This is a genomic window from Mitsuaria sp. BK041 (assembly GCF_014193085.1).
GTDB lineage: Bacteria > Pseudomonadota > Gammaproteobacteria > Burkholderiales > Burkholderiaceae_C > Roseateles.
Map to the genome: position 1 here is coordinate 995,548 of NZ_JACHYT010000002.1, position 25,776 is coordinate 1,021,323.

General features: G+C 67.5%; 34 protein-coding genes and 2 tRNA genes. 9 read left to right on the forward strand and 27 right to left on the reverse strand.

What is annotated here, in order from left to right; translation table 11 throughout:
* The first annotated feature begins 42 nt into the window (after nt 1–42).
* Both FHT38_RS20185 and FHT38_RS20190 read left to right on the forward strand, forming a co-directional pair.
* A complete protein-coding gene (locus tag FHT38_RS20185; protein WP_091727999.1) occupies nt 43–939 on the forward strand; it encodes a LysR family transcriptional regulator in 897 nt (298 codons plus the stop codon).
* A complete protein-coding gene (locus FHT38_RS20190; RefSeq protein ID WP_255488873.1) occupies nt 936–2,537 on the forward strand; it encodes a glycine betaine ABC transporter substrate-binding protein in 1,602 nt (533 codons plus the stop codon). Before FHT38_RS20185 ends, FHT38_RS20190 begins: the two co-directional genes overlap by 4 nt.
* 33 nt (nt 2,538–2,570) lie before the next feature.
* Here FHT38_RS20190 and FHT38_RS20195 read toward each other — a convergent pair whose 3' ends face one another.
* Nucleotides 2,571–3,695, reverse strand: a complete 1,125-nt coding sequence (locus FHT38_RS20195; RefSeq protein ID WP_183493034.1) for an HDOD domain-containing protein — start codon at nt 3,693–3,695, stop codon at nt 2,571–2,573.
* A gap of 175 nt (nt 3,696–3,870) precedes the next feature.
* Here FHT38_RS20195 and FHT38_RS20200 point away from each other — a divergent pair, with 175 nt between their 5' ends.
* The gene (locus FHT38_RS20200) at nt 3,871–4,344 is read left to right on the forward strand and encodes a VOC family protein (RefSeq protein ID WP_183493035.1); all 474 of its coding nucleotides are present in this window, start codon (nt 3,871–3,873) and stop codon (nt 4,342–4,344) included.
* 72 nt (nt 4,345–4,416) lie between these two features.
* On the opposite strand, the gene FHT38_RS20205 is transcribed toward FHT38_RS20200, so the two are convergent.
* From FHT38_RS20205 to FHT38_RS20215, 3 genes are read right to left on the reverse strand one after another with little or no spacing between them, the layout of a single operon-like run.
* Nucleotides 4,417–5,148 carry an ABC transporter ATP-binding protein gene (locus FHT38_RS20205; protein WP_183493036.1) on the reverse strand — a complete coding sequence of 244 codons (732 nt, stop codon included), beginning with the start codon at nt 5,146–5,148 and terminating at the stop codon, nt 4,417–4,419.
* Nucleotide 5,149: 1 nt separating this feature from the next.
* Entirely contained in the window at nt 5,150–6,964 is a 1,815-nt protein-coding gene (locus FHT38_RS20210; protein ID WP_183493037.1) for an ABC transporter permease subunit, read from the reverse strand.
* 22 nt (nt 6,965–6,986) lie between these two features.
* A complete protein-coding gene (locus FHT38_RS20215) occupies nt 6,987–8,021 on the reverse strand; it encodes a branched-chain amino acid ABC transporter permease (protein WP_091728017.1) in 1,035 nt (344 codons plus the stop codon).
* A 264-nt stretch (nt 8,022–8,285) separates the two neighbouring features.
* Here FHT38_RS20215 and FHT38_RS20220 point away from each other — a divergent pair, with 264 nt between their 5' ends.
* Nucleotides 8,286–9,044 (forward strand): enoyl-CoA hydratase/isomerase family protein, encoded by a 759-nt coding sequence (locus FHT38_RS20220; RefSeq protein ID WP_183493038.1) that lies wholly within the window; start codon nt 8,286–8,288, stop codon nt 9,042–9,044.
* A gap of 80 nt (nt 9,045–9,124) precedes the next feature.
* On the opposite strand, the gene FHT38_RS20225 is transcribed toward FHT38_RS20220, so the two are convergent.
* Nucleotides 9,125–9,682, reverse strand: a complete 558-nt coding sequence (locus FHT38_RS20225; RefSeq protein WP_183493039.1) for a GAF domain-containing protein — start codon at nt 9,680–9,682, stop codon at nt 9,125–9,127.
* A gap of 298 nt (nt 9,683–9,980) precedes the next feature.
* Here FHT38_RS20225 and FHT38_RS20230 point away from each other — a divergent pair, with 298 nt between their 5' ends.
* Entirely contained in the window at nt 9,981–10,220 is a 240-nt protein-coding gene (locus FHT38_RS20230) for a hypothetical protein (RefSeq protein WP_091728029.1), read from the forward strand.
* Nucleotides 10,221–10,241: 21 nt separating this feature from the next.
* On the opposite strand, the gene FHT38_RS20235 is transcribed toward FHT38_RS20230, so the two are convergent.
* Entirely contained in the window at nt 10,242–10,802 is a 561-nt protein-coding gene (locus FHT38_RS20235) for a thymidine kinase (protein WP_183493040.1), read from the reverse strand.
* A gap of 201 nt (nt 10,803–11,003) precedes the next feature.
* Between FHT38_RS20235 and FHT38_RS20240 the strand changes: the two genes are divergently transcribed.
* The 4 genes from FHT38_RS20240 to selD all read left to right on the forward strand — a co-directional run bounded on the left by FHT38_RS20240 (nt 11,004) and on the right by selD (nt 13,967).
* Nucleotides 11,004–11,207: a hypothetical protein gene (locus tag FHT38_RS20240; protein ID WP_091728034.1), complete on the forward strand. Its 204-nt coding sequence runs from the start codon at nt 11,004–11,006 to the stop codon at nt 11,205–11,207.
* A 129-nt stretch (nt 11,208–11,336) separates the two neighbouring features.
* Nucleotides 11,337–12,182 (forward strand): ProQ/FINO family protein, encoded by an 846-nt coding sequence (locus FHT38_RS20245; RefSeq protein ID WP_183493041.1) that lies wholly within the window; start codon nt 11,337–11,339, stop codon nt 12,180–12,182.
* A 31-nt stretch (nt 12,183–12,213) separates the two neighbouring features.
* Nucleotides 12,214–12,882, forward strand: coding sequence for a tRNA-uridine aminocarboxypropyltransferase (locus FHT38_RS20250; RefSeq protein WP_183493042.1), 669 nt, complete (start codon nt 12,214–12,216; stop codon nt 12,880–12,882).
* An 11-nt stretch (nt 12,883–12,893) separates the two neighbouring features.
* Nucleotides 12,894–13,967 (forward strand): selenide, water dikinase SelD, encoded by a 1,074-nt coding sequence (gene selD / locus FHT38_RS20255; RefSeq protein WP_183493043.1) that lies wholly within the window; start codon nt 12,894–12,896, stop codon nt 13,965–13,967.
* 49 nt (nt 13,968–14,016) lie between these two features.
* Here the strand turns inward: selD and FHT38_RS20260 are convergent.
* The 21 genes from FHT38_RS20260 to rplN all read right to left on the reverse strand — a co-directional run bounded on the left by FHT38_RS20260 (nt 14,017) and on the right by rplN (nt 25,644).
* Nucleotides 14,017–14,093: transfer RNA gene (locus tag FHT38_RS20260), tRNA-Met, on the reverse strand.
* Between the two features lie 122 nt (nt 14,094–14,215).
* Nucleotides 14,216–14,292: transfer RNA gene (locus FHT38_RS20265), tRNA-Met, on the reverse strand.
* Between the two features lie 68 nt (nt 14,293–14,360).
* Nucleotides 14,361–16,259, reverse strand: a complete 1,899-nt coding sequence (gene dsbD, locus FHT38_RS20270; RefSeq protein WP_183493044.1) for a protein-disulfide reductase DsbD — start codon at nt 16,257–16,259, stop codon at nt 14,361–14,363.
* 189 nt (nt 16,260–16,448) lie between these two features.
* Nucleotides 16,449–16,835: a 50S ribosomal protein L17 gene (rplQ, locus tag FHT38_RS20275; protein ID WP_091728047.1), complete on the reverse strand. Its 387-nt coding sequence runs from the start codon at nt 16,833–16,835 to the stop codon at nt 16,449–16,451.
* A gap of 93 nt (nt 16,836–16,928) precedes the next feature.
* The gene (locus FHT38_RS20280; RefSeq protein WP_067065206.1) at nt 16,929–17,921 is read right to left on the reverse strand and encodes a DNA-directed RNA polymerase subunit alpha; all 993 of its coding nucleotides are present in this window, start codon (nt 17,919–17,921) and stop codon (nt 16,929–16,931) included.
* A 141-nt stretch (nt 17,922–18,062) separates the two neighbouring features.
* Nucleotides 18,063–18,686, reverse strand: coding sequence for a 30S ribosomal protein S4 (rpsD, locus tag FHT38_RS20285; protein WP_147240226.1), 624 nt, complete (start codon nt 18,684–18,686; stop codon nt 18,063–18,065).
* Between the two features lie 232 nt (nt 18,687–18,918).
* Nucleotides 18,919–19,323: a 30S ribosomal protein S11 gene (gene rpsK, locus FHT38_RS20290; RefSeq protein WP_056194196.1), complete on the reverse strand. Its 405-nt coding sequence runs from the start codon at nt 19,321–19,323 to the stop codon at nt 18,919–18,921.
* A gap of 26 nt (nt 19,324–19,349) precedes the next feature.
* Complete coding sequence (gene rpsM, locus FHT38_RS20295; RefSeq protein ID WP_091728051.1) at nt 19,350–19,715, reverse strand: 30S ribosomal protein S13; 366 nt, start codon at nt 19,713–19,715, stop codon at nt 19,350–19,352.
* Between the two features lie 36 nt (nt 19,716–19,751).
* Complete coding sequence (rpmJ, locus tag FHT38_RS20300; RefSeq protein WP_058933616.1) at nt 19,752–19,865, reverse strand: 50S ribosomal protein L36; 114 nt, start codon at nt 19,863–19,865, stop codon at nt 19,752–19,754.
* 62 nt (nt 19,866–19,927) lie between these two features.
* On the reverse strand, nt 19,928–20,146 hold the full coding sequence (gene infA, locus FHT38_RS20305) for a translation initiation factor IF-1 (RefSeq protein ID WP_009855680.1): 219 nt from the start codon (nt 20,144–20,146) through the stop codon (nt 19,928–19,930).
* 50 nt (nt 20,147–20,196) lie between these two features.
* Complete coding sequence (secY, locus tag FHT38_RS20310) at nt 20,197–21,507, reverse strand: preprotein translocase subunit SecY (protein ID WP_091728053.1); 1,311 nt, start codon at nt 21,505–21,507, stop codon at nt 20,197–20,199.
* Nucleotides 21,508–21,533: 26 nt separating this feature from the next.
* Complete coding sequence (gene rplO, locus FHT38_RS20315) at nt 21,534–21,965, reverse strand: 50S ribosomal protein L15 (protein ID WP_091728055.1); 432 nt, start codon at nt 21,963–21,965, stop codon at nt 21,534–21,536.
* 25 nt (nt 21,966–21,990) lie between these two features.
* Nucleotides 21,991–22,173: a 50S ribosomal protein L30 gene (gene rpmD / locus FHT38_RS20320; RefSeq protein ID WP_067065198.1), complete on the reverse strand. Its 183-nt coding sequence runs from the start codon at nt 22,171–22,173 to the stop codon at nt 21,991–21,993.
* 16 nt (nt 22,174–22,189) lie between these two features.
* Entirely contained in the window at nt 22,190–22,708 is a 519-nt protein-coding gene (gene rpsE, locus FHT38_RS20325; protein WP_091728057.1) for a 30S ribosomal protein S5, read from the reverse strand.
* A gap of 18 nt (nt 22,709–22,726) precedes the next feature.
* Nucleotides 22,727–23,086, reverse strand: coding sequence for a 50S ribosomal protein L18 (gene rplR, locus FHT38_RS20330; protein ID WP_067278827.1), 360 nt, complete (start codon nt 23,084–23,086; stop codon nt 22,727–22,729).
* Nucleotides 23,087–23,097: 11 nt separating this feature from the next.
* Nucleotides 23,098–23,631 carry a 50S ribosomal protein L6 gene (gene rplF / locus FHT38_RS20335; protein ID WP_091728059.1) on the reverse strand — a complete coding sequence of 178 codons (534 nt, stop codon included), beginning with the start codon at nt 23,629–23,631 and terminating at the stop codon, nt 23,098–23,100.
* Between the two features lie 18 nt (nt 23,632–23,649).
* The gene (gene rpsH, locus FHT38_RS20340; RefSeq protein WP_058933609.1) at nt 23,650–24,045 is read right to left on the reverse strand and encodes a 30S ribosomal protein S8; all 396 of its coding nucleotides are present in this window, start codon (nt 24,043–24,045) and stop codon (nt 23,650–23,652) included.
* A gap of 23 nt (nt 24,046–24,068) precedes the next feature.
* Entirely contained in the window at nt 24,069–24,374 is a 306-nt protein-coding gene (gene rpsN, locus FHT38_RS20345; protein ID WP_067065192.1) for a 30S ribosomal protein S14, read from the reverse strand.
* 8 nt (nt 24,375–24,382) lie between these two features.
* A complete protein-coding gene (gene rplE / locus FHT38_RS20350) occupies nt 24,383–24,922 on the reverse strand; it encodes a 50S ribosomal protein L5 (protein WP_067278833.1) in 540 nt (179 codons plus the stop codon).
* Nucleotides 24,923–24,932: 10 nt separating this feature from the next.
* On the reverse strand, nt 24,933–25,250 hold the full coding sequence (gene rplX / locus FHT38_RS20355) for a 50S ribosomal protein L24 (protein WP_091728061.1): 318 nt from the start codon (nt 25,248–25,250) through the stop codon (nt 24,933–24,935).
* A 25-nt stretch (nt 25,251–25,275) separates the two neighbouring features.
* Complete coding sequence (gene rplN / locus FHT38_RS20360; protein ID WP_058933605.1) at nt 25,276–25,644, reverse strand: 50S ribosomal protein L14; 369 nt, start codon at nt 25,642–25,644, stop codon at nt 25,276–25,278.
* Between the last annotated feature and the right edge of the window lie 132 nt (nt 25,645–25,776).

Below are 25,776 nucleotides of genomic sequence, written 5' to 3' on the forward strand. Positions count from 1 at the left end.
GCATCACGGATTCGAATGCTCGCCCGGGCGGCGGAGGATGGGATGTCGTCGACCGACCTTCAACTGGACTGGCTGCGCGCCTTCGTCGCCGCGGTGGATGCGGGCTCGCTGACGGCGGCCGGGCAGTGGGTGCATCGCTCGCAGTCGGCGCTCAGCATGCAGATCGCGAAGCTGGAGCGCGCGGTCGGACAGCCCGTGCTGGTGCGCACGCCGCGCCGGCTCGACCTCACGCCCGCAGGCCGCGAGCTGCTGGGCCATGCACGGCGCCTGATCGCGCAGCACGACGAGGCGGTGCAGGCGCTGCGGCGCGAGACGCTGCACGGACGGCTCACCATCGGCGTGCCGGAGGACTACGCGGTGCCCTACCTCACGCCGGTGCTACGCGACTTCGCCGGGCGCCACACCGCGGTGGAACTGACGCTGGTCTGCCAGCAGTCGACGGTGCTGATCCCGCGGCTCACGCGCGGCGAAGTCGATGTCGCCGTGGTCACGCGCGATCGCGCCGGACGCGGGCAGCCGCTGTTCGAGGAGCCGCTCGCATGGTTCGGCGCACCGCGCTTCGAGGCCTGGCGCCAGACGCCGCTGCCGGTGGCCGTCTACGAATCGGGCAGCCTCGCGCGCAAGGCGGCCCTGGCGGCGCTGGCCGCGTTGAAGCGGCCCTACCGCATCGTCTGCGACAGCGCGAGCCCCGCCGGCATGCTGGCGGCGGTCGAAAGCGGCCTGGCGATCGCGCTGTTCACGCGCTGCAGCGTGCCGGACGGCATGGAGCTGCTGGACGAGCGCCATGGCATGCCGCCGGCCACCTCGCTGCCGGCGATGTCGGTGGTGCTGATGCGGAGCAAGGCCTCGGCCGGGTCGGCGGCGGCGGACGCCTTCGCGGGCCAGGTCTTGCGCACGCTGGCGCGCAGCCGCAGCGGCTCGACTATGCTGCGCCGATGATGCTGCTCCGCGGGCTGCGGCCGCTCCTCTTCCTGCTGCTGGCCGGCGTCGCGCTGGCGACCGGGACTCAGGCCTGGGCCGCCGAGCCGCTGAGGATCGGCTCGAAGCGCTTCACCGAAAGCTACATCCTGGCCGAGATCCTCGCGCAGACGGCGCGGGCCGGCGACCCCGCCGCCGCGGTCGAGCTGAAGCAGGGGCTGGGCAACACGGCCATCGTCCATGCGGCGCTGAAGGCCGGCAGCATCGATGTCTACGCCGAATACCTCGGCACGATCGAGCGCGAGATCCTCGGTCATGCGACGACCGGCGCGCCGCTGGCGCAGCTGCAGGCCGAGCTGCGGCCGCTGGGGTTGGCGATCGACGTGCCGCTGGGCTTCAACAACGGCTACGCGCTGGCGATGCGGTCGGCGCGGGCGCGTGCGCTCGGGCTCACGGCGGTGTCGCAGCTGAAGGGGCAGCCGGCGCTGCGGCTGGGGCTCAGCAACGAGTTCCTGGGGCGTGCCGACGGCTGGCCGGGGCTCTCGCGGCGCTATGCGTTGCCGCAGACGCCGACCGGACTCGATCACGGCCTGGCGTACCGCGCGCTCGCCGACGACCAGATCGATGTCACGGACGTCTACACGACCGATGCGCAGATCGCGGCGCTCGACCTGACGGTGCTCGCCGACGATGCCGGTTTCTTCCCGCGCTACGACGCCGTGCTGCTGTATCGCGTCGACCTGCCGCGCCGGCACCCGCGCGCCTGGGCAGCGCTGCAGACGCTGCGCGGGCGCATCGACGAGGCCGCGATGATCGCGATGAACGCGCAGGCGGAGATCCAGCGGCAGCCGTTCGACGCGATCGCGCGAGCTTTCCTCGCCAAGCCGCGCAGTCAGGCGGGCGGCGCGCTTGCCGCTGCGTCGGCATCGGCATCAACGCCCGCATCGGCGTCCTCGCCCAGGCTCGAGCCGGGCGTCGGGCGCTCGACGTCCGGCCTGTGGGCTCGCATCGCGGGACCCGACCTCGGCCGGCTCACCGCGCAGCATCTGACGCTGGTGCTGGGCGCGGTCGGACTGGCGGCGCTGGTCGGCGTGCCGCTCGCCGTCGCGCTGCATCCGTGGCCGCGCTGGCGCGAGGCGCTGCTGGCCGCCTGCGCGCTGCTGCAGACGGTGCCGTCGCTGGCGATGCTCGCGCTGCTGATCTGGGCGATGGACCGGGTCGGGCCGGTGCCGGCGCTGGTCGCGCTGACGCTCTACGCGCTGCTGCCGGTGCTGCGCAACTGCACCGTCGGGCTCAGCGAGGTGCCGCAGGGGCTCACCACCGCGGGGCGGGCGCTGGGCCTCACGCGCGGCCAGGTGCTGCGCTCGATCCAGCTGCCGCTCGCGCTGCCCGTCATGCTGGCGGGCCTGCGCACTGCCACCAGCCTCTCCGTCGGTACCGCAACGATGGCGGCCTTCATCGGCGCCGGCGGCTACGGCGAGCGCATCGTCACCGGCCTGGCGCTGAACGACCAGGCGCTGCTGCTCGCCGGCGCGCTGCCCGCGGCGGCACTGGCGCTGGCGCTCGAGGCCGCGTTCGGCCTGATGGGCTGGTGGCTGGCGAGACGCCGGCGCGGCTGACGCCGTCGGCGGCATGGCCTGGAGGCCGAGCGCTCAGGCGGGTGAGCCGGCGCCGAATTCGCTGTCCATGGCCGCATAACAGCGCTGCTGCGCGGCGGACCAGTCGCCCAGCTGCGCGGGCTGCAGCCCCGGCTGCATCAGCTGGCGCAGCGCGACGGCCTGAGCCTGCCGCACCAGCACCGCCAGGACCGCCGACGCCGCGCCGCGCCCGGGGCGAGGCGCGAGCGCCTCGGCGACCTGCGGCGGGAAGCCCCAGTGCTCGACGATCTGCGCCGACCAGGTGGCCGTCAGCGGCAGCAGCTGGCGATGCAGACCCTCCCGATCCAGCGGCGGCACCGAGGGCGCCGACATCGCATCCAGCACGCGCAGCAGGGCCATCAGGCCGAGCTGCGAGCTGAGCCCGGCCAGGTAGGCGGCGAACTCGTCGTCCCCGGCGTTGGCCAGCCGCCGCGTGGCGAAGGCGGTGCGTTCGCTCAGGTCCCAGAGCAGCGTGCCGGCCCGACTGCCGTAGCGGCCCTTGCCCTGATGGAAGATGGGCCGCATCGCGGCGCCCATCACCAGTTGATCCAGACCCTGCTGACCCAGCACCGTCACCGCGCCCGACAGGTCGGTGATCTCGCGCTCGGGCCGGTAGCGCGGCGAGTTGGCCAGCCGCATCAGCTCGCCGACCAGGCTGGGATCGCGCGACAGCAGCTGCACCAGCTCCGCCCGCCCGACATCCGGCCGGCGCGCCAGCCGCATCAGCTGCGGCAGCACCGCCGGCAGGCGCGGCAGCTGGTCGGCCCACTGCGAGCCGCGCTGCCCCTGCAGGCGCTGCATCAGCCCCTGCTCGCCGGCGGACGGCGGCACGTCCTTGAGCCGCGACAGCCCCAGCAGCCGCGCGCTGAACTGCAACCACTCCGGCGAGGCCTCGAGCGCGGGGAAGACGATCTCGCCGCCGGTGTAGACCGCCGTCTGGGTCGACACCTGGCTGGGCCCGTGCGAGTGTGCCGACGCGAACGGCTGCGACGGCGGTGAGGCGGCCGCGCCCGGTCCCGCCGGTGCGGCGGACGGGGCCGCCGGCCGCGCGGTCGGGTCGGCGGAGGAAGCAGGCCGGCCGGCCGACGGGGCATCGCCGGAGCCGGACAGCAGTTTGCGGAGGGAGGACAGCAGCGCCATGGTGGGAAGTCGGCGGATTATGGTGGGCACCGCCCGCGCGCGTTCCGGCCAGCCGGCGTCACTCCCCCGATTCGGGGTGGGCGCGGCGGTGACGACGGCTTCGCGACGCGTGTCGATTCCGGCTGGCGCCGTTCGTCGTCTGCAGGTGACCCACCCTTGACCGAAGGAGATTGCGATGACCGCTTCCGTACCCGCCGTCCCCGCCGCGACCGGCGCGACGCCCTACCTCACCATCCGTGGCGCCGCCGCGGCGATCGATTTCTACCAGCGCGCCTTCGGCGCCAAGCTCGAGTTGCGGCTCGACGCGCCGGACGGCGTGATGCATGCCGAACTGAGCGTGGGCGGCGCGAAGTTCATGTTGACCGAGGAGCGCTCGCACTGCGGCGCGCTCAGCCCCTTGAGCCTGAACGGCAGCGCCACGACGGTGGTGATCTACGTGCCCGACGTCGACGCGACGGTGAAGACCGCCGAGGGCGCCGGCGCCAAGGTGGAGATGCCGGTGGCCGACCAGTTCTGGGGCGACCGCATGGGGGTGATCGCGGATCCGTTCGGCCACAAGTGGATGCTGGCCACCCACAAGGAGGATGTCTCCGAGGCCGAGCTCAAGGCGCGCATGGCCCGGATGTTCGCCGAGGGCCAGCCGGGCTGACGCCCCGCCGGCGTGCGCCGCGACCGGCCTCGCGCGGTGCCGGCCCAATGCGGCTGGCTCGGTTCAACTGGCTCAGTGCGCCTGGCGGCTCGCGCCCAGGTAGGTCTCGATGACCCGCGGATCCTTGGCCAGGTCCGCGGCCTTGCCTTCGAGCGCGATCTCGCCGGTCTCCAGCACGTACCCGTAGTCGGCGACCTCGAGCGCCGCGCGGGCGTTCTGCTCGATGAGGAGGATGGACACGCCGGCCTCGCGCAGCTGCGCGACGATGCGGAACACCTCCTTGACGATCAGCGGCGCCAGGCCGAGGCTGGGCTCGTCGAGCATCAGCAGCTTGGGCCGCGCCATCAGCGCGCGCCCGACGGCCAGCATCTGCCGCTCGCCGCCGGACAGCGTGCCCGCCAGCTGCGCGCGGCGTTCCTTCAGGCGGGGGAACAGCGCGTAGACGCGCTCCAGTTCATCGCGCCAGTCCTTCAGGCCCAGGCGCATCGGCCGGAAGCCACCGAGCACCAGGTTGTCCTCGACCGACATCGTCGTGAACAGCTCGCGCTTCTCCGGCACCAGCGCGAGGCCCTTCATCACGCGCTCCTCCAGGCCCAGGCCGTTGACGTCCTCGCCATCGAACAGCACCTGGCCGCGCGCGGGCAGCACGCCCATCAGCGCATTGAGCGTGGTGCTCTTGCCGGCGCCGTTGGGACCGATCACCGTGACCACCTCGCCCTGGCGCAGCCGCAGGTCCAGCCCGGTGAGCACCTCCGCGCGCCCGTAGCCGGCGTGCAGGCCGCTGACCTTCAACAACTCGCTCATGTCAGTGTTCCGTTCCCAGGTAGGCCGCGCGCACCTCGGGGCTGGCCTGCACCTCGGCGGGCGTGCCCTCGATCAGCTTGGTGCCGAACTCCATCACGACGATGCGGTCGGTCAGGCCCATCACGAAGTCCATGTCGTGCTCGACCAGCAGGATGCTCATGCCCTCGGCCCGCAACTGCCGCAGCACCGCGGCCAGCGCCTGCTTCTCCTTGTGGCGCAGCCCGGCGGCCGGCTCGTCGAGCAGCAGCAGCGACGGGTCGGCACACAGCGCCCGGGCGATCTCCATCAGCCGCTGCGGCCCCAGCGCCAGGTTGCCGGCCAGCTCGTGCAGGTGGTCCTGCATGCCGATGCGGCGCAGCTGCGATTCGGCCTCGGCGAACAGGCGCCGCTCCTCGGCGCGGTCCAGCCGCAGCATCGCCTTCGCCGTGCCGCTGTGCGAGCGAAGGTAGCCGCCCAGCGCGACGTTCTCCAGCACCGTCATGTCCGCGATCATCTTCACGTGCTGGAAGGTGCGCGAGAGGCCGCGACGCGCGATCTGGCGCGCAGGCAGCCCGGTGATGGATTCGCCGGCGAAACGCAGCTCGCCGCTGGTCGCCGGCAGCACGCCGGAGACCAGGTTGAAGGTCGTGGACTTGCCGGCGCCGTTGGGGCCGATCAAGCCCATGATCTCGCCGGCGCGCAGTTCGAAGCTGACGTCGTTCACCGCCACCAGGCCGCCGAACTGCTTGCGCAGCCTGTCGACCCGCAGCAGCACCGAGCCGGCCGGCGGCTTGGGACGCGACGCGAGCGCGGCCGCGCCCTCCCAGTCCCATTCCCGAGGGGCCGCCGGCCACCAGCGCGACAGCAGCCCCTGCAGCGACGGCCACAGCCCCTTGGGCGCGTACTTCAGCATGAGCACCAGCACGATGCCGAGCACGATGATCTCGAAGTTGCCGTTGCTGCCCAGCAGCGCGGGCAGCAGCTCCTTGAGCTGGTCCTCGATGATCTTGAACACCCCGGCGCCCACGAAGGCGCCCCAGACGCTGGACACCCCGCCGACGACGGCCATGAACAGGTATTCGATGCCCATCTTCAGGCCGAAGGGACTGGGGTTCACCGTGCGCTGGACATGCGCGAACAGCCAGCCCGACACCGAGGCCAGCAGCGCCGCGATCAGGAAGATCACGACCTTGTAGCGGAAGGTGGAGACGCCCATGGCCTCGGCCATCACCGTCGCGCCGCCGAGCGCCCGGATCGCCCGCCCGGGCCTCGAGTCCAGCAGGTTGCGCACGGCGATCGCGCCGACGATCGCGAACAGCCAGATCAGGTAGTAGATGGCGCGGCCGTCGGCCAGGCTGATGCCGAAAAGCTCGATGGCCGGCACGCCGAGCAGGCCGTCGTACTTGCCCAGCGACTCCATGTTGGCGATCGAGAAATTCAGGCTCAGCGCCCAGGCGATGGTGGCCAGCGGCAGGTAATGGCCGGACATGCGCAGCGTGATCAGCGCCAGCACCAGCGCGATCGCCAGCGTGATCGCCAGGCCCGCGGCCAGGCCCAGCCACGGCGACAGGCCGTAGCGCGCGCTGAGCAGCGCCGTCGTGTACGCCCCCACCCCGACGAAGGCGGCCTGGCCGAAGGACGTCAGGCCACCGACGCCGGTCAGCAGCACCAGGCCGAGCGCGACCAGCGCGAACATGCCGATGTAGTTCAGCTGCGTGATCCAGAACTCGGGCACCGGCAGCAGCGGCAGTACCGCGAGCACCGCCAGCAGCAGCACCGGCGCGAGGCGGCGCGACCATGGGCGCGCCGCGGCGGGCACGGGGGGCGAGGCCTTCATGGCGGCTCGGTCGGAGCTCACGTCAATGCTCTTCATGGTGCGGGTCGCGCCAGCTGCGCCACAGCAGCACCGGCAGGATGGTGGTGAAGACGATGACCTCCTTGAAGGCGCTGGCCCAGAAGGAGCTGAAGGACTCGATCAGGCCGACGAGCAGCGCGCCCAGCGCCGCGCCGGGGTAGCTGGAGAGCCCGGCGAAGACCGCGGCCACGAAACCCTTCAGGCCGATGAGGAAGCCGCTGTCGTAGAAGATCGTCGTGGTCGGGCTGATCAGGATGCCGGACAGCGCGCCGATGAAGGCCGCCAGCGTGAACGAGAGCCGCCCGGCCGAGGTGCTGGAGATGCCCATCAGCCGCGCGCCGAGCCGGTTCACCGCGGTCGCGCGCAGCGCCTTGCCGTAGAGGCTTTTCTCGAAGAACAGCCAGAGCGCCACGATCAGCGCGGCCGAGGCCATCACGATGATCAGCGTCTGGCCCGAGAACATCAGCGGCCCGGCCGTGTAGCTCGCGTCCCAGAAGCTCGGATTGCGCGAGCCCTCCGCGCCGAAGAACACCAGGCCCAGCCCGGTCAGCGCGAAGTGCACGCCGACCGAGACGATCAGCAGCACCAGCACCGAGGCGTCGGCCAGTGACTGGTAGGCCAGGCGGTACAGCAGCCCGCCCATCGGCGTGACCACCGCCAGCGTCAGCAGCGCCTGCGCCACCAGCGGCAGCTTCATCGGCGCCAGCCAGAGCGCGCACAGCCCGATCGCGACGCCGGGCAAGGCGCGCAGCGCGATCGGCGCCAGTTCCGCCGCGAGGCGTCCGGCGCGCGCGGCGGCGATCAGGTCCAGCACCGCGGCCAGCAACGCCATCGCGATCAGGAAGTGGATCGTCAGCGGCGTGTGGCCGAGCTGCAGCCCCGCCAGCGTCAGCGCGCCGAAAGCGACGAACTCCCCCTGAGGAATGAAGATCACCCGCGTGACCGCGAACACGAGGACCAGGGCCAGTGCCAGCAGCGCGTAGATCGCGCCGTTGGTCACCCCGTCCAGCACCAGGATGCTTGCAATCGCCCCGTCCACCTTGTCTCCTGTCGTGGTGCCGGGCGGGGCCGTTGATCGCGCGCCGCCGATGCGTGCCGGCGGCGTCGCGAACGCTCCGAAGGCCATCGCCCGGGGTTGGTCGTTCATGCGACGTGTGGCGACCGACTCTAGCGGGAAGCCCTCGGCGCTCCGTCAGTGGATGCCGCATTGACATTTCTCAATTGATTAATCCGACCGGTCGGTCGAAGTTGAGGCTCGGTGGGACGGTTTGTGCTACGCGCCGCTTCGCTAGACTGCGCCGCCATGCCTCAATACATCCCCGCGCTGGAGATCGACGGACCGCTCGCCCGCGTGACGCTGCGGCGGCCACATGTCGCCAACCGCCTCGAGCTGATCGACCTGCAGACGCTGCAGGCGCACCTGCGCGAGGTCGAGGCCACGACCTCGGTCCGCGTGCTGTTGCTCCGCGCCGAGGGCCGACATTTCTGCAGCGGCTTCAACATCGACGCGGTGCCCGGCGTGGACGCGGGCGCCTTGTTCGAGTCGCTCACCGACGCCTGGGAACAGGCCCGGCCGGTGACGGTCGCGGCCCTTCAGGGCGGCGTCTACGGCGGCGCCACCGACCTCGCGCTGGCCTGCGATTTCCGGCTCGGCGTTCGGCAGTGCGAGATGTTCGTGCCCGCCGCGCGATTGGGGCTGCACTTCTATCGCGGCGGCATGGAGCGGTACGTGAACCGGCTGGGGCTGTCGATGGCCAAGCGGGTGCTGCTGGCCGGCGAGACCCTGGACGCCGACGCGATGCACGCCAGCGGCTTCCTGGATCACCTGCTCGACGACAGCGAGGCGCTCCAGGCGGCGGCGCAGGCCCTGTGCGAGCGGCTCTGCGGTTTCGCGCCGCTGGCGCTCGCCGGCATGAAGCGCCATCTGAACGCGATCGCCAACGGCCGGCTCGACATCGAGGCGCTGCGCGCGGACATCGCGGTGTCGAACGCGTCGGAGGATCTGGCGGAGGGCGTTCGCGCCTGGCAGGAAAAACGCGCGCCCAGGTTCAACGGCCGCTGATCCGCACCCTGAAGGGGGAACGACGGGGGAAATAACGGGGAATGAGGGGGACGGCCGCCGCCGGCGAGGTCAGGCGGTGGTCAGACGGCTTCCAGCTCGTGGCGCCAGGCATGCAGGTGCAGACAAGCCTTCGCGGTGGCGCGGCGCAGGTCGAGTTCCTCGCGTTTGGTCCACACGCGGGCCTGGTCACGCTCTCCCAGCGCGATCACGCCAAAGGTCCTGCCATTGATCTGGCCGCTGACGTCCAGCATCGCGCGCCAGGTGGGCGGCGGCTGCAGGGTGCTCAGGCGGGGATCGGTGCGCGCATCGGCGCAGTTGAAGACGCCTTCGGACAGCAAGGCGTCGAAATAACCGGGATAGGCGCGCTGCTCGCAAACCGGCGGTTGGCGGCTCGGTCCGTCGACCGCATGGGCGCCGAGGCAGCGCAGGCGGTAGGCGCCCGGTTCGCCGTCCAGCAGCCACAGGCTGGCGTGCGAACTGCGGAAGTGGCCGCACAGGGCCTCGCTGATGGCCTGCGCGTAGCGCTCGGCCAGTTCGCCGGCGGTGTCCAGGCCGCTGTCGCGGGCCTCGGTCGCCGGCCATTCCAGTTCCTGACTGGCCGCCCGCATGGCGGCGAACAGGCCCTCGATCCTTTCCATCGTTGCGCTCGCTCCCTCATGTGTCCTTGTCATTGACGCCACGGTGAACGGCGCGGGCGGCATTCTAGGTGTTTTCCCTAAACGCTGCCAAGCCGCCGGGAGGCTGTGTTACCGGCCCATCCGTGCGACGAATGTCTCTTGCAACCGATTCGGGCGACCTTCGCGCGAGGTCATTAGCGATGCCCCGGTACGGGGAGGGTCCGGCTTATAGGAAAATACGGGTTTCGCCGTCCGCCCCTGGGGGGAACTTGGGGTGGTCGGCGCGGCATTTCAAACTCTTATCAGGATCAGGATCAGCGTGGCCAAGGATACGACCAAGACGACCATCGAAGCCGATGGTCTGCGCTATCGCTCTAAAGCTCCCGGCTCGCCCTTCGCGGCGACCTCTTCGTTTGGCGCGGCAACCATGTCGTGCTTCCTTTGCGGCAAGCATCGCCCCCGCGCGCTGCTGAAGTCCCGCAAGCTGCTGGGCAAGTCCCAACCCGTCTGCGCTCCGTCCTGCAAGGAACTGGAGGAGCAGCTGGCAACCAAGAAGTAAGCCCAGGCTTACCGGGCGTCCTCACGACGCCCTGAAGCAGCGTCCACAGACCGCGCGGTAACGGGAGTTGCCGCCGATCTCGACCTGCGCGCCTTCGGTCAGCTTTCGGCCGGCGGCGTCGACGCGCATGTTCATCGTCGCCTTGCGGCCGCAGTCGCAGATGGTCTTCATCTCGTCCATCTCGTCGGCCAGCGCCAGCAGCGCCGCCGAACCGGTGAACAAGGCGCCGCGGAAGTCGGTCCGCAGCCCGTAGCAGATCACGGGCACATGGCGCATGTGCGCAATCTCGTGGAGCGACCAGACCTGGTCCTGCGTGAGGAACTGCGCCTCGTCCAGCAGGATGCAGGCGATGCCCGGCGACTGCGTGATCAGCGCGCGGAAGTCCGTCTCGGCGGTGAACACCTCCGCCACGCGCTGCGGCCCCAGCCGCGAGGTGATGAATCCCTTGCCATAGCGGTCGTCGACCCCGGAGGTGAACAGGCGCACCGCATGGCCGCGCTCCTCGTAGTTGTGCGCCACCTGCAGCAATGCGGTGGACTTGCCGGCATTCATCGCGGCGTAGCGAAAAAACAGTTTGGCCATGGTCCTTGCACGCCCGGTCCTGCCGGGCAGCGGGCGATTGTCGGCGTAATTGCGACCGTTCGTCGGCCGGTGCTTTCACCCCCGGGCAAGCGATGTAGCGGGGCGTCATACGCCCCACCTAATATGGATTGCGAGGGAATCGATGCACCGCCGGGACACGACCCCGCCGGTGCGAACAAGAGCGCCAAGCGAAGCGAGACCATGAGCAAAGACACCAGCACCGCCGTTCGGGAAGACGGCCTGCGCTACGCCTCCAAGCTGGGCGGGTCGCCGTTCCAGGGCAGCGGCCAGACCCGTTCCTGCTTCAAGTGCGGTCGGCACCGTCCTCCGAGCAGCCTGCAGTCCAAGCGCATCCTGGGCCGGACCGAACTGGTCTGCAAGCCCGCCTGCGAACCCAAGACCTGATCCCCCTTCCCGGCGGCCGTCTTCAGGCAGGACGGACGGCCGCCGTCGATCGGCGCGAATTGCCACGCCCGCGCGGCTATGGGCACAATCCCCCTTTTTCCCGAAGGCCGGCCCCGCGCCGCTTGATGCATGTCCTCCAGCACCCCGCCGCAAGGCGAAGTGACCTCCCCCGAAGTCCCGGACCCGAAGGCCCCCGTCGCCGAGACGACTGACGCCGCGCTGACGGCGCCGCAAGCCGACGCCGCGCCCGCCCCGGAAGCGGGAGATGCCGCCGGCGAGGCCAGCCCGCCCGACGCGAGCACCGCGCCGAATCCGGCCAAGCCGGCCGAGGGCGGACGCGTCGACGTCCAGGCGGTCGCCGCCAAGCTGAAGGAGCTCTTCCCGGCCCTGTTCGGCGGCGGTGCGAAGCCGCTGAAGTTGCGGGTCCAGTCCGACATCCAGCAGCGCGCCCCGGGCCAGTTCACGAAGGCCCAGCTCTCGGCCTTCCTGCGCCGCTATACCGGCGGCACCGGCTATCTGATCGCGCTGACGCGGGCCAAGACCCGCTTCGACCTGGACGGCCAGCCCGCCGGCGAGCTGAGCGACGAGCACCGCAACGCCGCCCAGGAAGAGCTGACTCGCCGACGTGGCATCACCGAGGCGCGTCGCGCCGAGGAAGACCGCGGACGCCAGGAACGCGCGCAATTGCTGCGCGACTTCTCGCGCACCACGCTGACGCCGGCCAACTTCTGCGCGCTCAAGGGCCTGACGCAGGAACAGCTCGATGCCCAGCTGAAGCTGGCGCGCGAGGAGGAGGCGCAACAGCCGCCGCGTCAGGAGCGCCATGACCGGCCGCCCAGAGGCCAGGAGCATCGTCGTGGTGCCCCTCGTGGCGAAGGACGACCTGGCGGTCCCGGCCAGGCACCGCGCGGCGATGGACCCCGCCGTGATGGCCGTCCGAACGAAGGCCGCAAGCCGCCGCGCCAGCCGCGCTGATCGGCTGACCGCGCGCCGACGCGCTCCCACCATGGTTGCCGACGAGCGCCCGCCGCGCAGTGAACGCGCCGGGCGCCGCGCGCATTGCGATGGCTGCGGCCGACCGTCGGTCGGCTGCTGGTGCGCTTGCGTGCGGCCGGTCGACAACCTCACCCCGCTGCTGATCCTCCAAGACCGCGACGAGGCCGGACAGGCCAAGGGCACGGCCGGCCTGCTGGCGCGCTGCCTCGCTCGCGTCGAGCTGCGTATCGGCGAACGATTCGATCCGCCGGCCTCGACCGCCGGGCTCGTGTTGCTTTATCCGGCGACGCCCGGCAACGCCGCGACCGCGGAACCAGCGCCGGCGCGCCGCGGTGAAGCGCGCCATGGGAATCCGCTCGCTGGTACGCCGCCGCTCACCACCCTGGTTGTCCTGGACGGGACCTGGCGCCGCAGTCGACGGTTGCTGCATGAGAACCCCTGGCTGCAGGCGCTCCCGCGGATGGCGCTCGATGCGCCGCCGCCTTCCCGCTACGCGATCCGGCGCGCGCACGCGGAGTCGCAACGCAGCACGCTCGAGGCCTGCGCCCTCGCGCTGGCACAGCTCGAGGGCGACGAGTCGCGCTACGCGCCCCTCTGGGCAGCCATGGACGCGTTCATCGCCCTTCAGCAGGGTCTGGCTGACCGCGCTCCCTCGGTCGGTGGAGCCGGCGCGCGGTAAGCTGCCCGGCCATGAATCCTTCCTCCCCCGCCAATCCCCCTTCCGAGCCCCGACTCACCTCGCTGTCGCACGGCGGCGGCTGCGGCTGCAAGATCGCGCCCGGTGTGCTCTCGGAAATCCTCCAGGGGACGAGTGCCCTCCCCGTCCCCCGCGAACTGCTCGTCGGGATAGAGACGGCGGATGACGCCGCCGTCTATCGGCTCAACGACGAACAGGCGCTGATCGCCACGACCGACTTCTTCATGCCGATCGTCGACGACCCGCATGACTTCGGCCGCATCGCCGCGACCAACGCGATCAGCGACGTCTATGCCATGGGCGGCAAGCCCATCATGGCGCTGGCCCTGGTCGGCATGCCGGTGGCGGTCCTGAGCACGGCGACCATCGGCAGGATCCTCGAAGGCGGCGCGTCGGTCTGTCGCGAGGCGGGCATCCCGATCGCGGGCGGACACACGATCGATTCGGTCGAACCGATCTATGGCTTGGTGGCTTTGGGACTGGTGCATCCCTCCCGGGTGAAGCGCAACGCGGATGCCCGCGCCGGCGATGTGCTGGTACTGGGCAAGGCACTGGGCGTTGGTGTGATGTCGGCGGCGCTCAAGAAGGGGAAGCTCGACGACGCGGCCTATCAGCGGATGCTCGCGACCACGACCAAGCTGAACACGCCCGGTCCGGAGCTGGCTGCGCTCGACGGCGTCCATGCGCTCACCGACGTCACCGGCTTTGGTCTGGCAGGGCATGCCTTGGAGATCGCGCGCGGATCGGGCTGCGCGGTGGAGATCGATTGGCGGGCGGTACCGCTGCTCGAAGGCGTGCCATCGCTGGCGCGCGATGGCTTCGTGACCGGCGCATCGGGCCGCAATTGGGCCGCCTACGGCGCGGAGGTGGCCTTGGCCGGCTCGCTGCCCTCGCAGGCCCAAGCGCTCCTGAGCGATCCGCAGACCAGCGGTGGCCTGCTCGTGTCGTGCGCGCCGGCTGCGGTGGACGCGGTACTCGCCATCTTCACGCGTCACGGGTTCGACGCGGCGGCGGTCATCGGCCGCGTCACGGCATCGGGAGAAGGTCCGAAGCTGCGCGTGATCTGAGCGGCGCTGAAAAGAACAAAGGGCCCTCGCATGAGGGCCCTTGTTCGATTGGTTGCGGGGGCAGGATTTGAACCTACGACCTTTGGGTTATGAGCCCAACGAGCTACCAGACTGCTCCACCCCGCGGCTGTGATGTGCGGTGATCGGCGGGCGCCGAATCACCATTTGGTTGATCGCATCGCACGCGACCTCGTGGTCTTCGTGTCGATCCGCTCAACAACACTGTCCATGGACAGCATTCGATGTGCTGGTTGCGGGGGCAGGATTTGAACCTACGACCTTTGGGTTATGAGCCCAACGAGCTACCAGACTGCTCCACCCCGCGATCGAAGAAAGAGAGTGTAGCACGGAATCTACCGTCGTCTCAACTTCTGGCGACGGTCTTCGCAAGATTCAAAGGCCGGCCGCCTGCAACGACTGGAGAAAGCGATCAGCGTCCTGGAAGCCGATGACTCGCGCGCCAGCCAGTTCCGCCCCCTTGGGGTCGAAAAAGATCGTGCCGGGAGGGCCGAACAGCTTGAAGCGCTTGAGCAGTTCGCGGTCTTCGGCGTTGTTCGCCGTGACATCAGCCTTCAGCAACAGCGCGCCGGCGAGCTTCGCCTGCACGCGCGCATCGGTGAAGGTGAAGCGCTCCATCTCCTTGCAGGACACACACCAGTCGGCGTAGAAGTCCAGCATCACCGGCTTGCCGGCGGTGCGCAGCGCCTCGTCGAGCTCGGCGACGCTCTTGACCTTGCGGAAGTTCACCGCGACCGGCTCGCCAGCGGACACCGCCGCCGCTGGGCCCTTGCCCGCGCCAACGACACCCGCCAAGGGCTTCAGCGTGTCGGTGCCTCCAGCGGCGACGCCAATGAACTGCGACACGCCGAACACCATCGCCGCGACGGCGGCGCTCTTGCGCAGCCACACGCGAGGCGTGTTGGCCTCGACGCGCTGGAAAAGCCCCAGCAGCGCGGCCAGCGCGATCAACAGCGCCCCCCAGAGCAGCTGCGCGACGACCGCCGGCAGCACCGGTTGCACGATCCACAGCGCGACCGACAGCAGCAGCAGCCCGAAGAAATACTTGACCGTCTCCATCCAGGGCCCGGCGCGCGGCAGGAGCGTGCCCGCCGACAGGCCGAGCAGCAGCAGCGGGACGCTCATGCCCCAGGCCAGCGCGAACAGCGCCAGGCCGCCGACCGCCACATTGCCGGTCTGGCTGATGTAGAGCAGCGCGCCGGCCAGCGGCGCCGCGACGCAGGGGCTCACGATCAGCGCGGACAGCGCCCCCATCACGAAGACGCTGAAGAACTTACCGGCGGGCAAGCGCTGGGTCGCATCGGACACGCCGCCGGTGAAGCGGCTCGGCAACTGGATCTCGTAGACGCCGAACATCGACAGCGAGAAGCCGATCAGGAGCAGCGCGAACAGCGCCAGCACCCAGGGCTTCTGGAGGTAGGCCGCCAGGCCGCCGCCCGCGAGACCCGCCGCGACGCCCAGCGCCGTGTACAGCAGCGCCATGCCCAGCGAGTAGCTGAAGGCCAGGAAGAAGCCGCGCGCCCGCGACGGCGTGCCGCCCTGGCCGACGATGATCGACGACAGGATGGGGAGCATCGGCAGCACGCACGGCGTCAGCGACAACAGCACGCCGGCCGCGAAGAACGCGCCGATGACCAGCCACAGGCGGCCGGAAGCCAGCACCTCGTCCAGCGGCGAGCTCGAACGAGACGCCGCGGCGCCTGCGACCGCGCCTTCGGCGTTGCCGGTCGCCGCGGCTGCCGGCGTCGACGCCACCGCGTTCGATACGCCGAAACCGCTCAGCGCGTCCGGCGCCGCACCGATCTTCACCCCGCCATCGCCGCCGAAGCCCTTCAGGCCCAGCGTCAGCTCGCTCTTCATCGGCGGATAGCACAAGCCCTTGTCCGCGCAGCCTTGGCCGGTCAGCACCAGCTTCAGCGGCGCCGCCTGCAGCGCCGTCACCGGCACCTTGATGCTCAGCCGGTCGCGGTAGGTCTCGACTTCCTTCTGGAAGGTCTCGTCGAACTTGCGCTTGGGCGTCGGCCAGGCGATGTCGCCCAGCGTCGCGCCCGCCGGTTCCAGCTTGAACTGGTCGCGGTACATGTAATAGCCGGGCGCGATCGTGAAGTTCAGCTGGAACTCGCGATCGCCGGTCAACTGCACGTCGACCTTGAAGGCCTGGTCCGGGTCGAGGAAATCGTCGGCGCGAGCCGGGACGGCCAGCAGCGCCGAGGCCAGGGTCAGCAACAGGACCAGCGCCGGCATCAGGCGTCGCATCAAGGCAAGAGGGGTCATGAACGCGGGACGCGTGCGGCTTCGTGGACCGCGTCGTCGAGAGATCGGAAAGGCGCGAAGCTTAGCGCCAAGCGGCACGGCCTGTCGTTGGACTGGCGCCATGCCCGGTCTGCGCTGCGCGTATCGCGGATACACAAGAAAAAAGGCCAGCATTGCTGCTGGCCTTCATGCGCTTGAGCGGGTCGCTGATTATTCAGCGGCGTCGCCTTCAGCCGCTTCCGGACGATCAACCAGTTCGACGTACGCCATCGGAGCGTTGTCGCCGACACGGAAGCCCATCTTCAGGATGCGGGTGTAGCCGCCCGGACGGGTGGCGAAACGGGGGCCCAGTTCGTTGAACAGCTTGACGACGATGTCGCGGTCACGCAGGCGGTTGAACGCCAGGCGACGGTTGGCGACGGTCGGCTCCTTGGCCAAGGTGATCAGCGGCTCGACGATGCGACGCAGTTCCTTCGCCTTGGGCAGCGTGGTCTTGATCGCTTCGTGTTGCAGCAGCGAGACCGCCATGTTGCGGAACATCGCGGCGCGGTGTTCGCTGGTGCGGTTCAGTTTGCGGAGGCCGTTACGGTGGCGCATGGTGCTTTCCTTTCCTTCAGTTATTGCCGGCAGCCGGATCAGGTACTGCCGGGGGCACCGGACGGGTCTTCAGACCCGCCCTCTTTCAAAAAATCAACGCTTGTCGAGACCTTGGGGCGGCCAGTTCTCGAGACGCGAGCCCAGGGTCAGGCCGCGCGAGGCGAGCACTTCCTTGATCTCGTTGAGCGACTTGCGACCCAGGTTCGGGGTCTTCAGCAGCTCGGTCTCGGTGCGCTGGATCAGGTCACCGATGTAATAGATGTTCTCGGCCTTCAGGCAGTTGGCCGAGCGCACGGTCAGTTCGAGCTCGTCGACCGGACGCAGCAGGATCGGATCGAAGCTGCTGGAACGGGCGGCCGGGGCTTGGTCGAAGACGTCGACCAGATCGGTGCCTTGCAGCTGGGCGAAGACGGCCATCTGCTCGACCAGGATCTTGGCCGAGGCACGGATCGCTTCTTCCGGGCTGATCGCGCCGTTGGTCTCGATCTCCATGACCAGCTTGTCCAGGTCGGTACGCTGCTCGACGCGGGCGTTCTCGACGGCATAGCTGACGCGCTTCACCGGGCTGAACGAGGCGTCCAGCACGATGCGACCGATGGCCTTGGTCGGCTCGTCGCCATAGCGGCGCATGTTGCCAGGCACGTAGCCGCGGCCCTTCTCGACCTTGATCTGCATGTCCAGCTTGCCGCCTTGCGACAGGTGGGCGATGACGTGCTCGGGGTTGATGATCTCGACGTCGTGCGGGGTCTGGATGTCAGCGGCGGTGACGGGGCCTTCGCCTTCCTTGCGCAGGACCAGCGTCACTTCCTCACGGTTGTGCAGGCGGAACACCACGCCCTTCAGGTTCAGCATGATGTGGACCACATCTTCCTGAACGCCGTCGATGGCGGAGTACTCGTGCAGCACGCCCGCGATCGTCACTTCCGTCGGCGCATAACCCACCATCGAGGACAGCAGCACACGGCGCAGGGCGTTGCCCAGGGTGTGGCCATAGCCGCGTTCGAACGGCTCCAGGATCACCTTGGCGCGATGACCGCCCAGGGGCTCCACAGTGATGGATTTGGGTTTGAGCAGATTCGTTTGCATGAGGTCTTTCTTTCAATACCCTCGGTTCGTTACACCGATAAGGCTGAGGGACCAACCAGGCGCGCCCAATACAGCTGACGACGCCCGGACGAGGAAAAGCCGAGCAGGCCCCTGCGGGGCCGCTCGGCAGGCACGAAAGAATTAACGCGAGTACAACTCAACGATCAGCGATTCGTTGATCTCGGCGCCGAACTCGTCGCGATCCGGCGTCTTCTTGAAGACGCCTTCCATCTTGGTGGCGTCGACGGCCACCCAGGCCGGCAGGCCGATCGACTCGGCCAGCTTCAGGCTGTCGGCGATGCGCAGCTGCTTCTTGGCCTTCTCGCGCACGGCGACGACGTCGCCGGCCTTCACCAGGTAGGAAGCGATGTTCACGACCTCGCCGTTCACCGTGATGCTCTTGTGCGAGACCAGCTGGCGGGCTTCCGCGCGCGTCGAGCCGAAGCCCATGCGATAGACGACGTTGTCCAGGCGCGATTCCAGCAGGACCAGCAGGTTCACACCGGTCGAGCCCTTGCGGCGCTCGGCTTCGGCGAAATAGCGGCGGAACTGGCGCTCAAGCACGCCGTACATGCGCTTGACCTTCTGCTTCTCGCGCAGCTGCAGACCGAAGTCGGAGGTGCGCTGGCCCGAAGTACGGCCGTGCTGGCCGGGCTTGGTGTCGAACTTCGCTTTGTCGCTGATGGCGCGGCGGGCGCTCTTCAGGAACAGGTCGGTGCCTTCACGGCGGGAAAGTTTGGCCTTCGGGCCGAGGTAACGTGCCACTTTGCGTGTCCTTCATCAATCTGACGCGCGCCCGGAGACATTCCAGGCTGCGCGCGAGTCCGGCCAGTGTTTTTGTAGGCTCGGACGGTGGGCTTCAAGAAGTCGAAGACTTCGGCTGAGGGGCGTTTCCACCATCCTCAGCAAAACGGCCGGCTGGCACTGACGCGCCAGCCGGCTGGATCTGATCGAATCAGCGATTATCGCACTGATTCCGACCGCTCTGCGCAAGCGCTTAGATGCGACGACGCTTCTGCGGACGGCAGCCGTTGTGCGGCACCGGCGTCACGTCGGAGATCGAGTTGATGCGGATGCCCAGCGCGGCCAAGGCACGCACCGAGGATTCGCGACCCGGGCCGGGGCCCTTGATCTTGACGTCCAGGTTCTTGATGCCTTGCTCCTGAGCGGCACGGCCGGCCACTTCAGCAGCCACCTGAGCCGCGAAGGGGGTCGACTTGCGCGAGCCCTTGAAGCCCTGGCCGCCCGAGGAGGCCCAGGACAGCGCACCACCTTGACGATCGGTGATCGTGATGATGGTGTTGTTGAACGACGCGTGCACGTGGGCGATGCCGTCGGCAACGTTCTTCCGAACCTTCTTGCGAACGCGCTGGGCAGCCGAGTTATTGGGTGCTTTTGCCATGGTTTGCTTTCTTCAGATGCCGCCGATTACTTCTTGCCGGTCGCCGCCGACTTGCGCGGACCCTTGCGGGTACGGGCATTCGTGCGGGTACGCTGGCCGCGCACCGGCAGGCCACGGCGATGGCGGAAGCCACGATAGCAACCCAGGTCCATCAGGCGCTTGATGTTGATGGACATCTCGCGACGCAGGTCGCCTTCGATGGTCAGGCGGCCCACTTCCTCACGGATCTTTTCCAGATCGGAGTCGGTCAGGTCCTTGACCTTCTTGTCCAGCGGAATGCCGCAGCTGTTGCAGATCTTCTGCGCGGTCGTACGGCCAATGCCGTAGATCGAGGTCAGACCGATCTCGGTGTGCTTGTGCGGCGGAATGTTGATACCAGCAATACGTGCCATGTGCGTCCTCTAATTCGCTTGCAGTCGTGAGGCCAATCAGCCTTGGCGCTGCTTGTGGCGGGGATCGGTACAGATCACACGCACCACGCCATTACGACGGATGATCTTGCAATTGCGGCACATCTTCTTGACGGATGCCGAAACTTTCATGGTCTGCTCCTTGACCTACTCTGTTCGCTCAATCAGCGTTAATCCGGGGGTTGCTAAAAAGCTCACTTCGCCCGGAACACGATGCGAGCACGACTCAAATCGTACGGCGTCAATTCCACAGTCACCTTGTCGCCCGGGAGGATTCGGATGTAGTGCATCCGCATCTTCCCGGAAATGTGACCGAGAACGACGTGACCGTTCTCCAGCTTGACTCGGAAGGTTGCATTCGGGAGGTTCTCGAGAATCTCGCCTTGCATCTGAATGACGTCGTCTTTCGCCATACCTTCGATACTTGCCGAATTGGGTCTGAATATTTACCTAGCCTGGTGCATCAGTTGGCCTTGAAGCTGGCCTTCTTCAGCAGGGACTCATACTGCTGGCTCATCACATAGGACTGGACCTGGGCCCAGAAGTCCATCGTGACGACCACGATGATCAACAGCGACGTGCCACCGAAATAGAACGGGACGTTGTACTTCAGCGTCAGGAACTCAGGCAGCAGGCACACGCCGGTGATGTACACCGCCCCGGCCAGCGTCAGCCGGGACAGGATCTTGTCGATGTGCCGAGCCGTCTGGTCACCGGGACGGATCCCGGGGATGAACGCACCGCTCTTCTTCAGGTTGTCTGCGGTCTCACGGCTGTTGAACACCAGCGCCGTGTAGAAGAAGCAGAAGAACACGATCGCAGCCGAATACAGCAGCACATAGATCGGTTGTCCCGGACGCAGCGCATCGGCGATGTCCTTCAGCCAGCGCATGCTGTCGCCAGTCGCGAACCAGCTCACCAGCGTGGTGGGCAGCAAGATGATCGACGACGCGAAGATCGGCGGAATCACACCCGACATGTTCAGCTTCAGCGGCAGATGCGAGCTCTGGCCACCGTAGACCTTGTTCCCGACCTGACGCTTCGCGTAGTTCACCAGGATCTTGCGCTGGCCACGTTCGACGAACACAACCAGGTAAGTCACCGCGGCCACGATCACGATCACGATCAGGCACGAGAACACGCTCATCGCACCGGTACGAACCAGCTCGAGCAGGCCACCGATCGCTCCCGGCAGACCAGCGGCGATGCCGCCGAAGATCAGGATCGAGATGCCGTTGCCCAGACCGCGTTCGGTGATCTGCTCACCCAGCCACATCAGGAACATCGTGCCGGCCACCAGACTGGTCACCGCAGTGATGCGGAACCCGAAGCCCGGGCTCAACACCAGCCCCGGAGAGCTCTCCAGCGCGAACGCGATGCTCAGGCTCTGGAAGATCGCCAAGCCCAGCGTGCCATAGCGCGTGTACTGCGTGATCTTGCGACGCCCCGCCTCGCCTTCCTTCTTCAGCGCTTCCAGGCTCGGCACCACGTAGGTCATGAGCTGCATGACGATCGAGGCCGAGATGTAGGGCATGATGCCCAGCGCGAAGACGGTGAAGCGCGACAACGCACCGCCCGAGAACATGTTGAACAGGCTCAGGATCCCGCCCTGCTGGCCCTTGAACAGCTGCTGAAGCTGCGCCGGATCGATACCGGGCACGGGGATGTGCGCCCCGATGCGGTAAACCACCAGCGCGAGGACCAGGAACACCAGCCGGCGACGCAGGTCGCCGAACTTGCCGCTCTTGGCCAACTGGGATGCGTTGCTTGCCACTGCCGCCTAGTCCTGTGCTTGGCTGATTAAGCGACGGAGCCGCCGGCGGCTTCGATTGCCGCCTTCGCGCCGGCCGTCACGCCCAGACCCTTGATCGACACCTTGCGGGTGATCTCGCCGGACTTGATGACCTTCACCGACTTCGCCAGCTCCGACACCAGGCCGACAGCCTTCAGCGTCAGCAGGTCGATTTCATCGCCGGTCAGCTGGTTCAGTTCCGACAGCGTCACTTCCGCGTTGAACGGACGAGCCAGGGACTTGAAACCACGCTTGGGCAGGCGACGCTGCAGCGGCATCTGGCCGCCTTCGAAGCCGACCTTGTGGAAGCCACCGGCGCGCGACTTCTGACCCTTGTGACCACGGCCGGCGGTCTTACCCAGACCCGAGCCGATGCCACGGCCCACGCGACGCTTGGCGTGCTTGGCACCAGCGGCGGGCTTGATGGTATTGAGTTGCATCTTCTATTCCTCGTCGATGCTGTGCTTACAGCACCTGCACCAGGTAGGCGATCTTGTTGATCATGCCGCGCACCGCGGGCGTGTCTTCCAGCGTCTTCGTGCTGTTCAGCTTGCGAAGACCCAGGCCGACGACCGTCGCGCGATGGTCGGCGCGGCAGCCGATCGGGCTGCGGACCAGCTTGACCGTGAGCGTTTTCTTGTCAGACATCTCGATCTCCTGGCGCTCAGTTGAAGATTTCTTCAACCGTCTTGCCGCGCTTGGCCGCCACTTGGGCGGGCGTGGAGCAGCGCTTGAGCGCGTCCAGCGTGGCACGAACCATGTTGTAGGGGTTGGTCGAACCGTGGCTCTTGGTCACGATGTCGGTCACGCCCATCACTTCGAAGACAGCGCGCATCGGGCCGCCAGCGATCACGCCGGTACCGGCGGGAGCCGGAGCCATGATCACGTGCGCCGCGCCGTGCTCACCCACCACGTTGTGCTGGATGGTGCCGTTCTTCAGGGCGACCTTGATCATGTTGCGGCGGGCCGATTCCATCGCCTTCTGCACGGCGACGGGCACTTCCTTGGCCTTGCCCTTGCCCATGCCGATGCGGCCGTCGCCGTCACCGACCACGGTCAGCGCAGCGAAGGACAGCGTGCGGCCGCCCTTCACAACCTTCGTGACGCGGTTGACCGCGATCATCTTTTCCTTCAGGCCGTCGTCGTTGCCTTCGGTCTGAGCGCGGGGTTGAAACTTTGCCATTTCCTAATCCTTTGAGCGTCAGAACTGCAGGCCGGCTTCGCGAGCGGCTTCAGCCAGGGCCTTGACACGGCCGTGGTAGGCGAAGCCCGAACGGTCGAAAGCCACCTTCTCGACGCCAGCGGCCTTCGCCTTCTCGGCGATGCGCTTGCCGATCAGGCTCGCGGCGGCCACGTTGCCACCCTTGCCGGACAGCTGCGTGCGCACTTCCTTCTCGGCGGTCGAAGCGGAAGCCAGCACGCGCTGACCGTCTTCGGAGATGACCGAGGCGTAGATGTGCAGGTTCGAGCGGAAGACCGTCAGACGGGCCACACGCTGCAGGGCGATGCGGGCACGCGTTTGACGCGAACGACGCAGGCGTTGTTCCTTCTTGTTCAGCATGGCGCGGCTCCTTACTTCTTCTTGGTCTCTTTGAGGGAGACCTTCTCGTCGGCGTAACGGATGCCCTTGCCCTTGTAGGGCTCCGGCGGACGGATCGCGCGCACTTCGGCAGCGATCTGGCCGACGACCTGGCGATCTGCACCCTTGATCAGGATTTCCGTCTGGGTCGGGCACTCGACCTTGATACCAGCCGGCATGTCCTTGACCACGGGATGCGAGAAACCGATCTGCAGGTTCAGCTTCTGGCCTTGAGCCTGGGCACGGAAGCCCACGCCAACCAGGTTCAGCTTCTTCTCGAAGCCCTTGCTGACGCCGTTGACCATGTTGTTCAGCAGCGCGCGCATCGTGCCGCTCATCGCATCGGCTTCAGCCGATTCGTTGACCGGGACGAAAGTCAGCTTGCCGCCTTCCAGCTTGACCGTGACCAGAGGATTCGCGGCCACGAACAGGGTGCCCTGGGCGCCCTTGACGCTGATCTTCTCAGCGGCGATCGTCGCTTCCACGCCTTGCGGGAGGACGACCGGCATTTTTCCAACGCGGGACATTGTCTGTCTCTCCTTGGCTTAGGCGACGTAGCAAAGCACTTCGCCGCCGACACCGGCTTGACGTGCCTTGCGGTCGGTCATCACGCCCTTCGGGGTCGTGACGATCGCCACGCCCAGGCCATTCATGACCTGGGGAATGTCGTGGCGGCCCTTGTAGATGCGCAGGCCGGGACGGCTCACGCGCTCGATGCGCTCGATCACCGGACGACCGGCGTAATACTTCAGCGCGATCTCGAGCTCGGGGCGGGCAGCATCGCCACGCACCGCGAAATCGTCGATATAGCCTTCATCCTTCAGGACCTTGGCGATCGCGACCTTCAGCTTCGACGAAGGCATCACGACGCTGGCCTTCTCAACGCTCTGGGCGTTGCGAATGCGGGTCAGCATATCGGCGATAGGATCACTCATGCTCATACGAAATCTCCTAAACCTGCCGATTACCAGCTGGCCTTGACGACACCGGGGATGTCGCCCTTGAAGGCCAGCTCACGAATCTTGTTACGAGCCAAGCCGAACTTGCGGAACGTGCCACGGGGGCGGCCGGTCAGTTCGCAGCGGTTGCGCTGGCGGGTCGGGTTGGCGTTCCGGGGCAGCTTCTGCAGCTCCAGGCGGGCCAGATAGCGCTCTTCGTCCGACTTCTTGCTGTCGTCGATGATGGCCTTCAGTTCCGCGTACTTCTTGGCGTACTTGGCGACCAGTTGGGCGCGCTTCAGCTCACGTTGCTTGATCGAGAGTTTTGCCACGGGTCACCTCAGTTCTTGAACGGGAACTTGAACGCAGCCAGCAGAGCCTTGGCTTCGTCGTCCGTCTTGGCCGTCGTCGTGATGCTGATGTTCAGACCACGCAGAGCATCCACCTTGTCGTATTCGATTTCGGGGAAGATGATCTGTTCCTTGACGCCGATGTTGTAGTTGCCGCGACCGTCGAACGAACGACCGGAGATACCGCGGAAGTCACGCACGCGCGGCAGGGCCACGGTGACGAAACGGTCCAGGAATTCGTACATCGTGGCGCCACGCAGGGTCACCATGCAGCCGATGGGCACGCCGTCACGGATCTTGAAGCCGGCGATCGCCTTCTTCGACTTGGTGACGACAGGCTTCTGGCCGGCGATCTTGGTCAGGTCGCCCACGGCGTGGTCCATGACCTTCTTGTCGGCGACCGCCTCGCTCACGCCCATGTTCAGCGTGATTTTGGTGATGCGCGGCACTTCCATCACGGACTTGTAGCCGAACTTCTCGGTCAGACCCGGGACGACCTTCTCGCGATAGAACTCTTGCAAACGAGCCATGTCTTACCCCTTAGGCCTTGATCTCTTCGCCGGTCGACTTGAACACGCGCACCCGCTTGCCATCCGCGCCGAGCTTGATGCCCACGCGATCGGCCTTGCCGGCAGCGGCGTTGAAGATCGCCACGTTGGATTGATGGATGGGCATGGACTTGTCGACGATGCCGCCAGTCGTGCCCTTCAGCGGGTTCGGCTTGACGTGCTTTTTGACGACGTTGATGCCTTCGACCACGACATGGTCGGCATCGACGCGCAGCGTCACGGTGCCGCGCTTACCCTTGTCGCGGCCGGTCAGGACGATGACCTCGTCGCCTGTGCGAATCTTGTTCATGGCAATACCTTTGTCTGAGCGGGGCTTAGAGCACCTCAGGCGCCAGCGACACGATCTTCATGAAGCGCTCGGTACGCAGTTCACGCGTGACCGGGCCGAAGATGCGGGTGCCGATGGGCTCCAGCTTGGCGTTCAGCAGCACGGCGGCATTGCCGTCGAACTTGACCAGGGAGCCGTCCTGGCGGCGCACACCCTTGGCAGTGCGCACGACCACCGCGTTGTAGACCTCGCCCTTCTTGACGCGGCCGCGCGGAGCAGCTTCCTTGATGCTGACCTTGATGATGTCGCCAATATGCGCATAGCGACGCTTGGAACCACCAAGCACCTTGATGCACATGACGGACTTGGCGCCAGTGTTGTCCGCGACGTCGAGTCGCGATTGCATTTGGATCATGTCTGTCCCCAACTTTTCCCGCTCAGGCAACTGCGACCATCGCAGCCATCCAGAGAGCGGTCAGTCTTGGGCCCGTAAGCCAATCACCTGTCACCTTGCGGCGACCCGCGTCTGGCCTAAATGGGCAAGAAA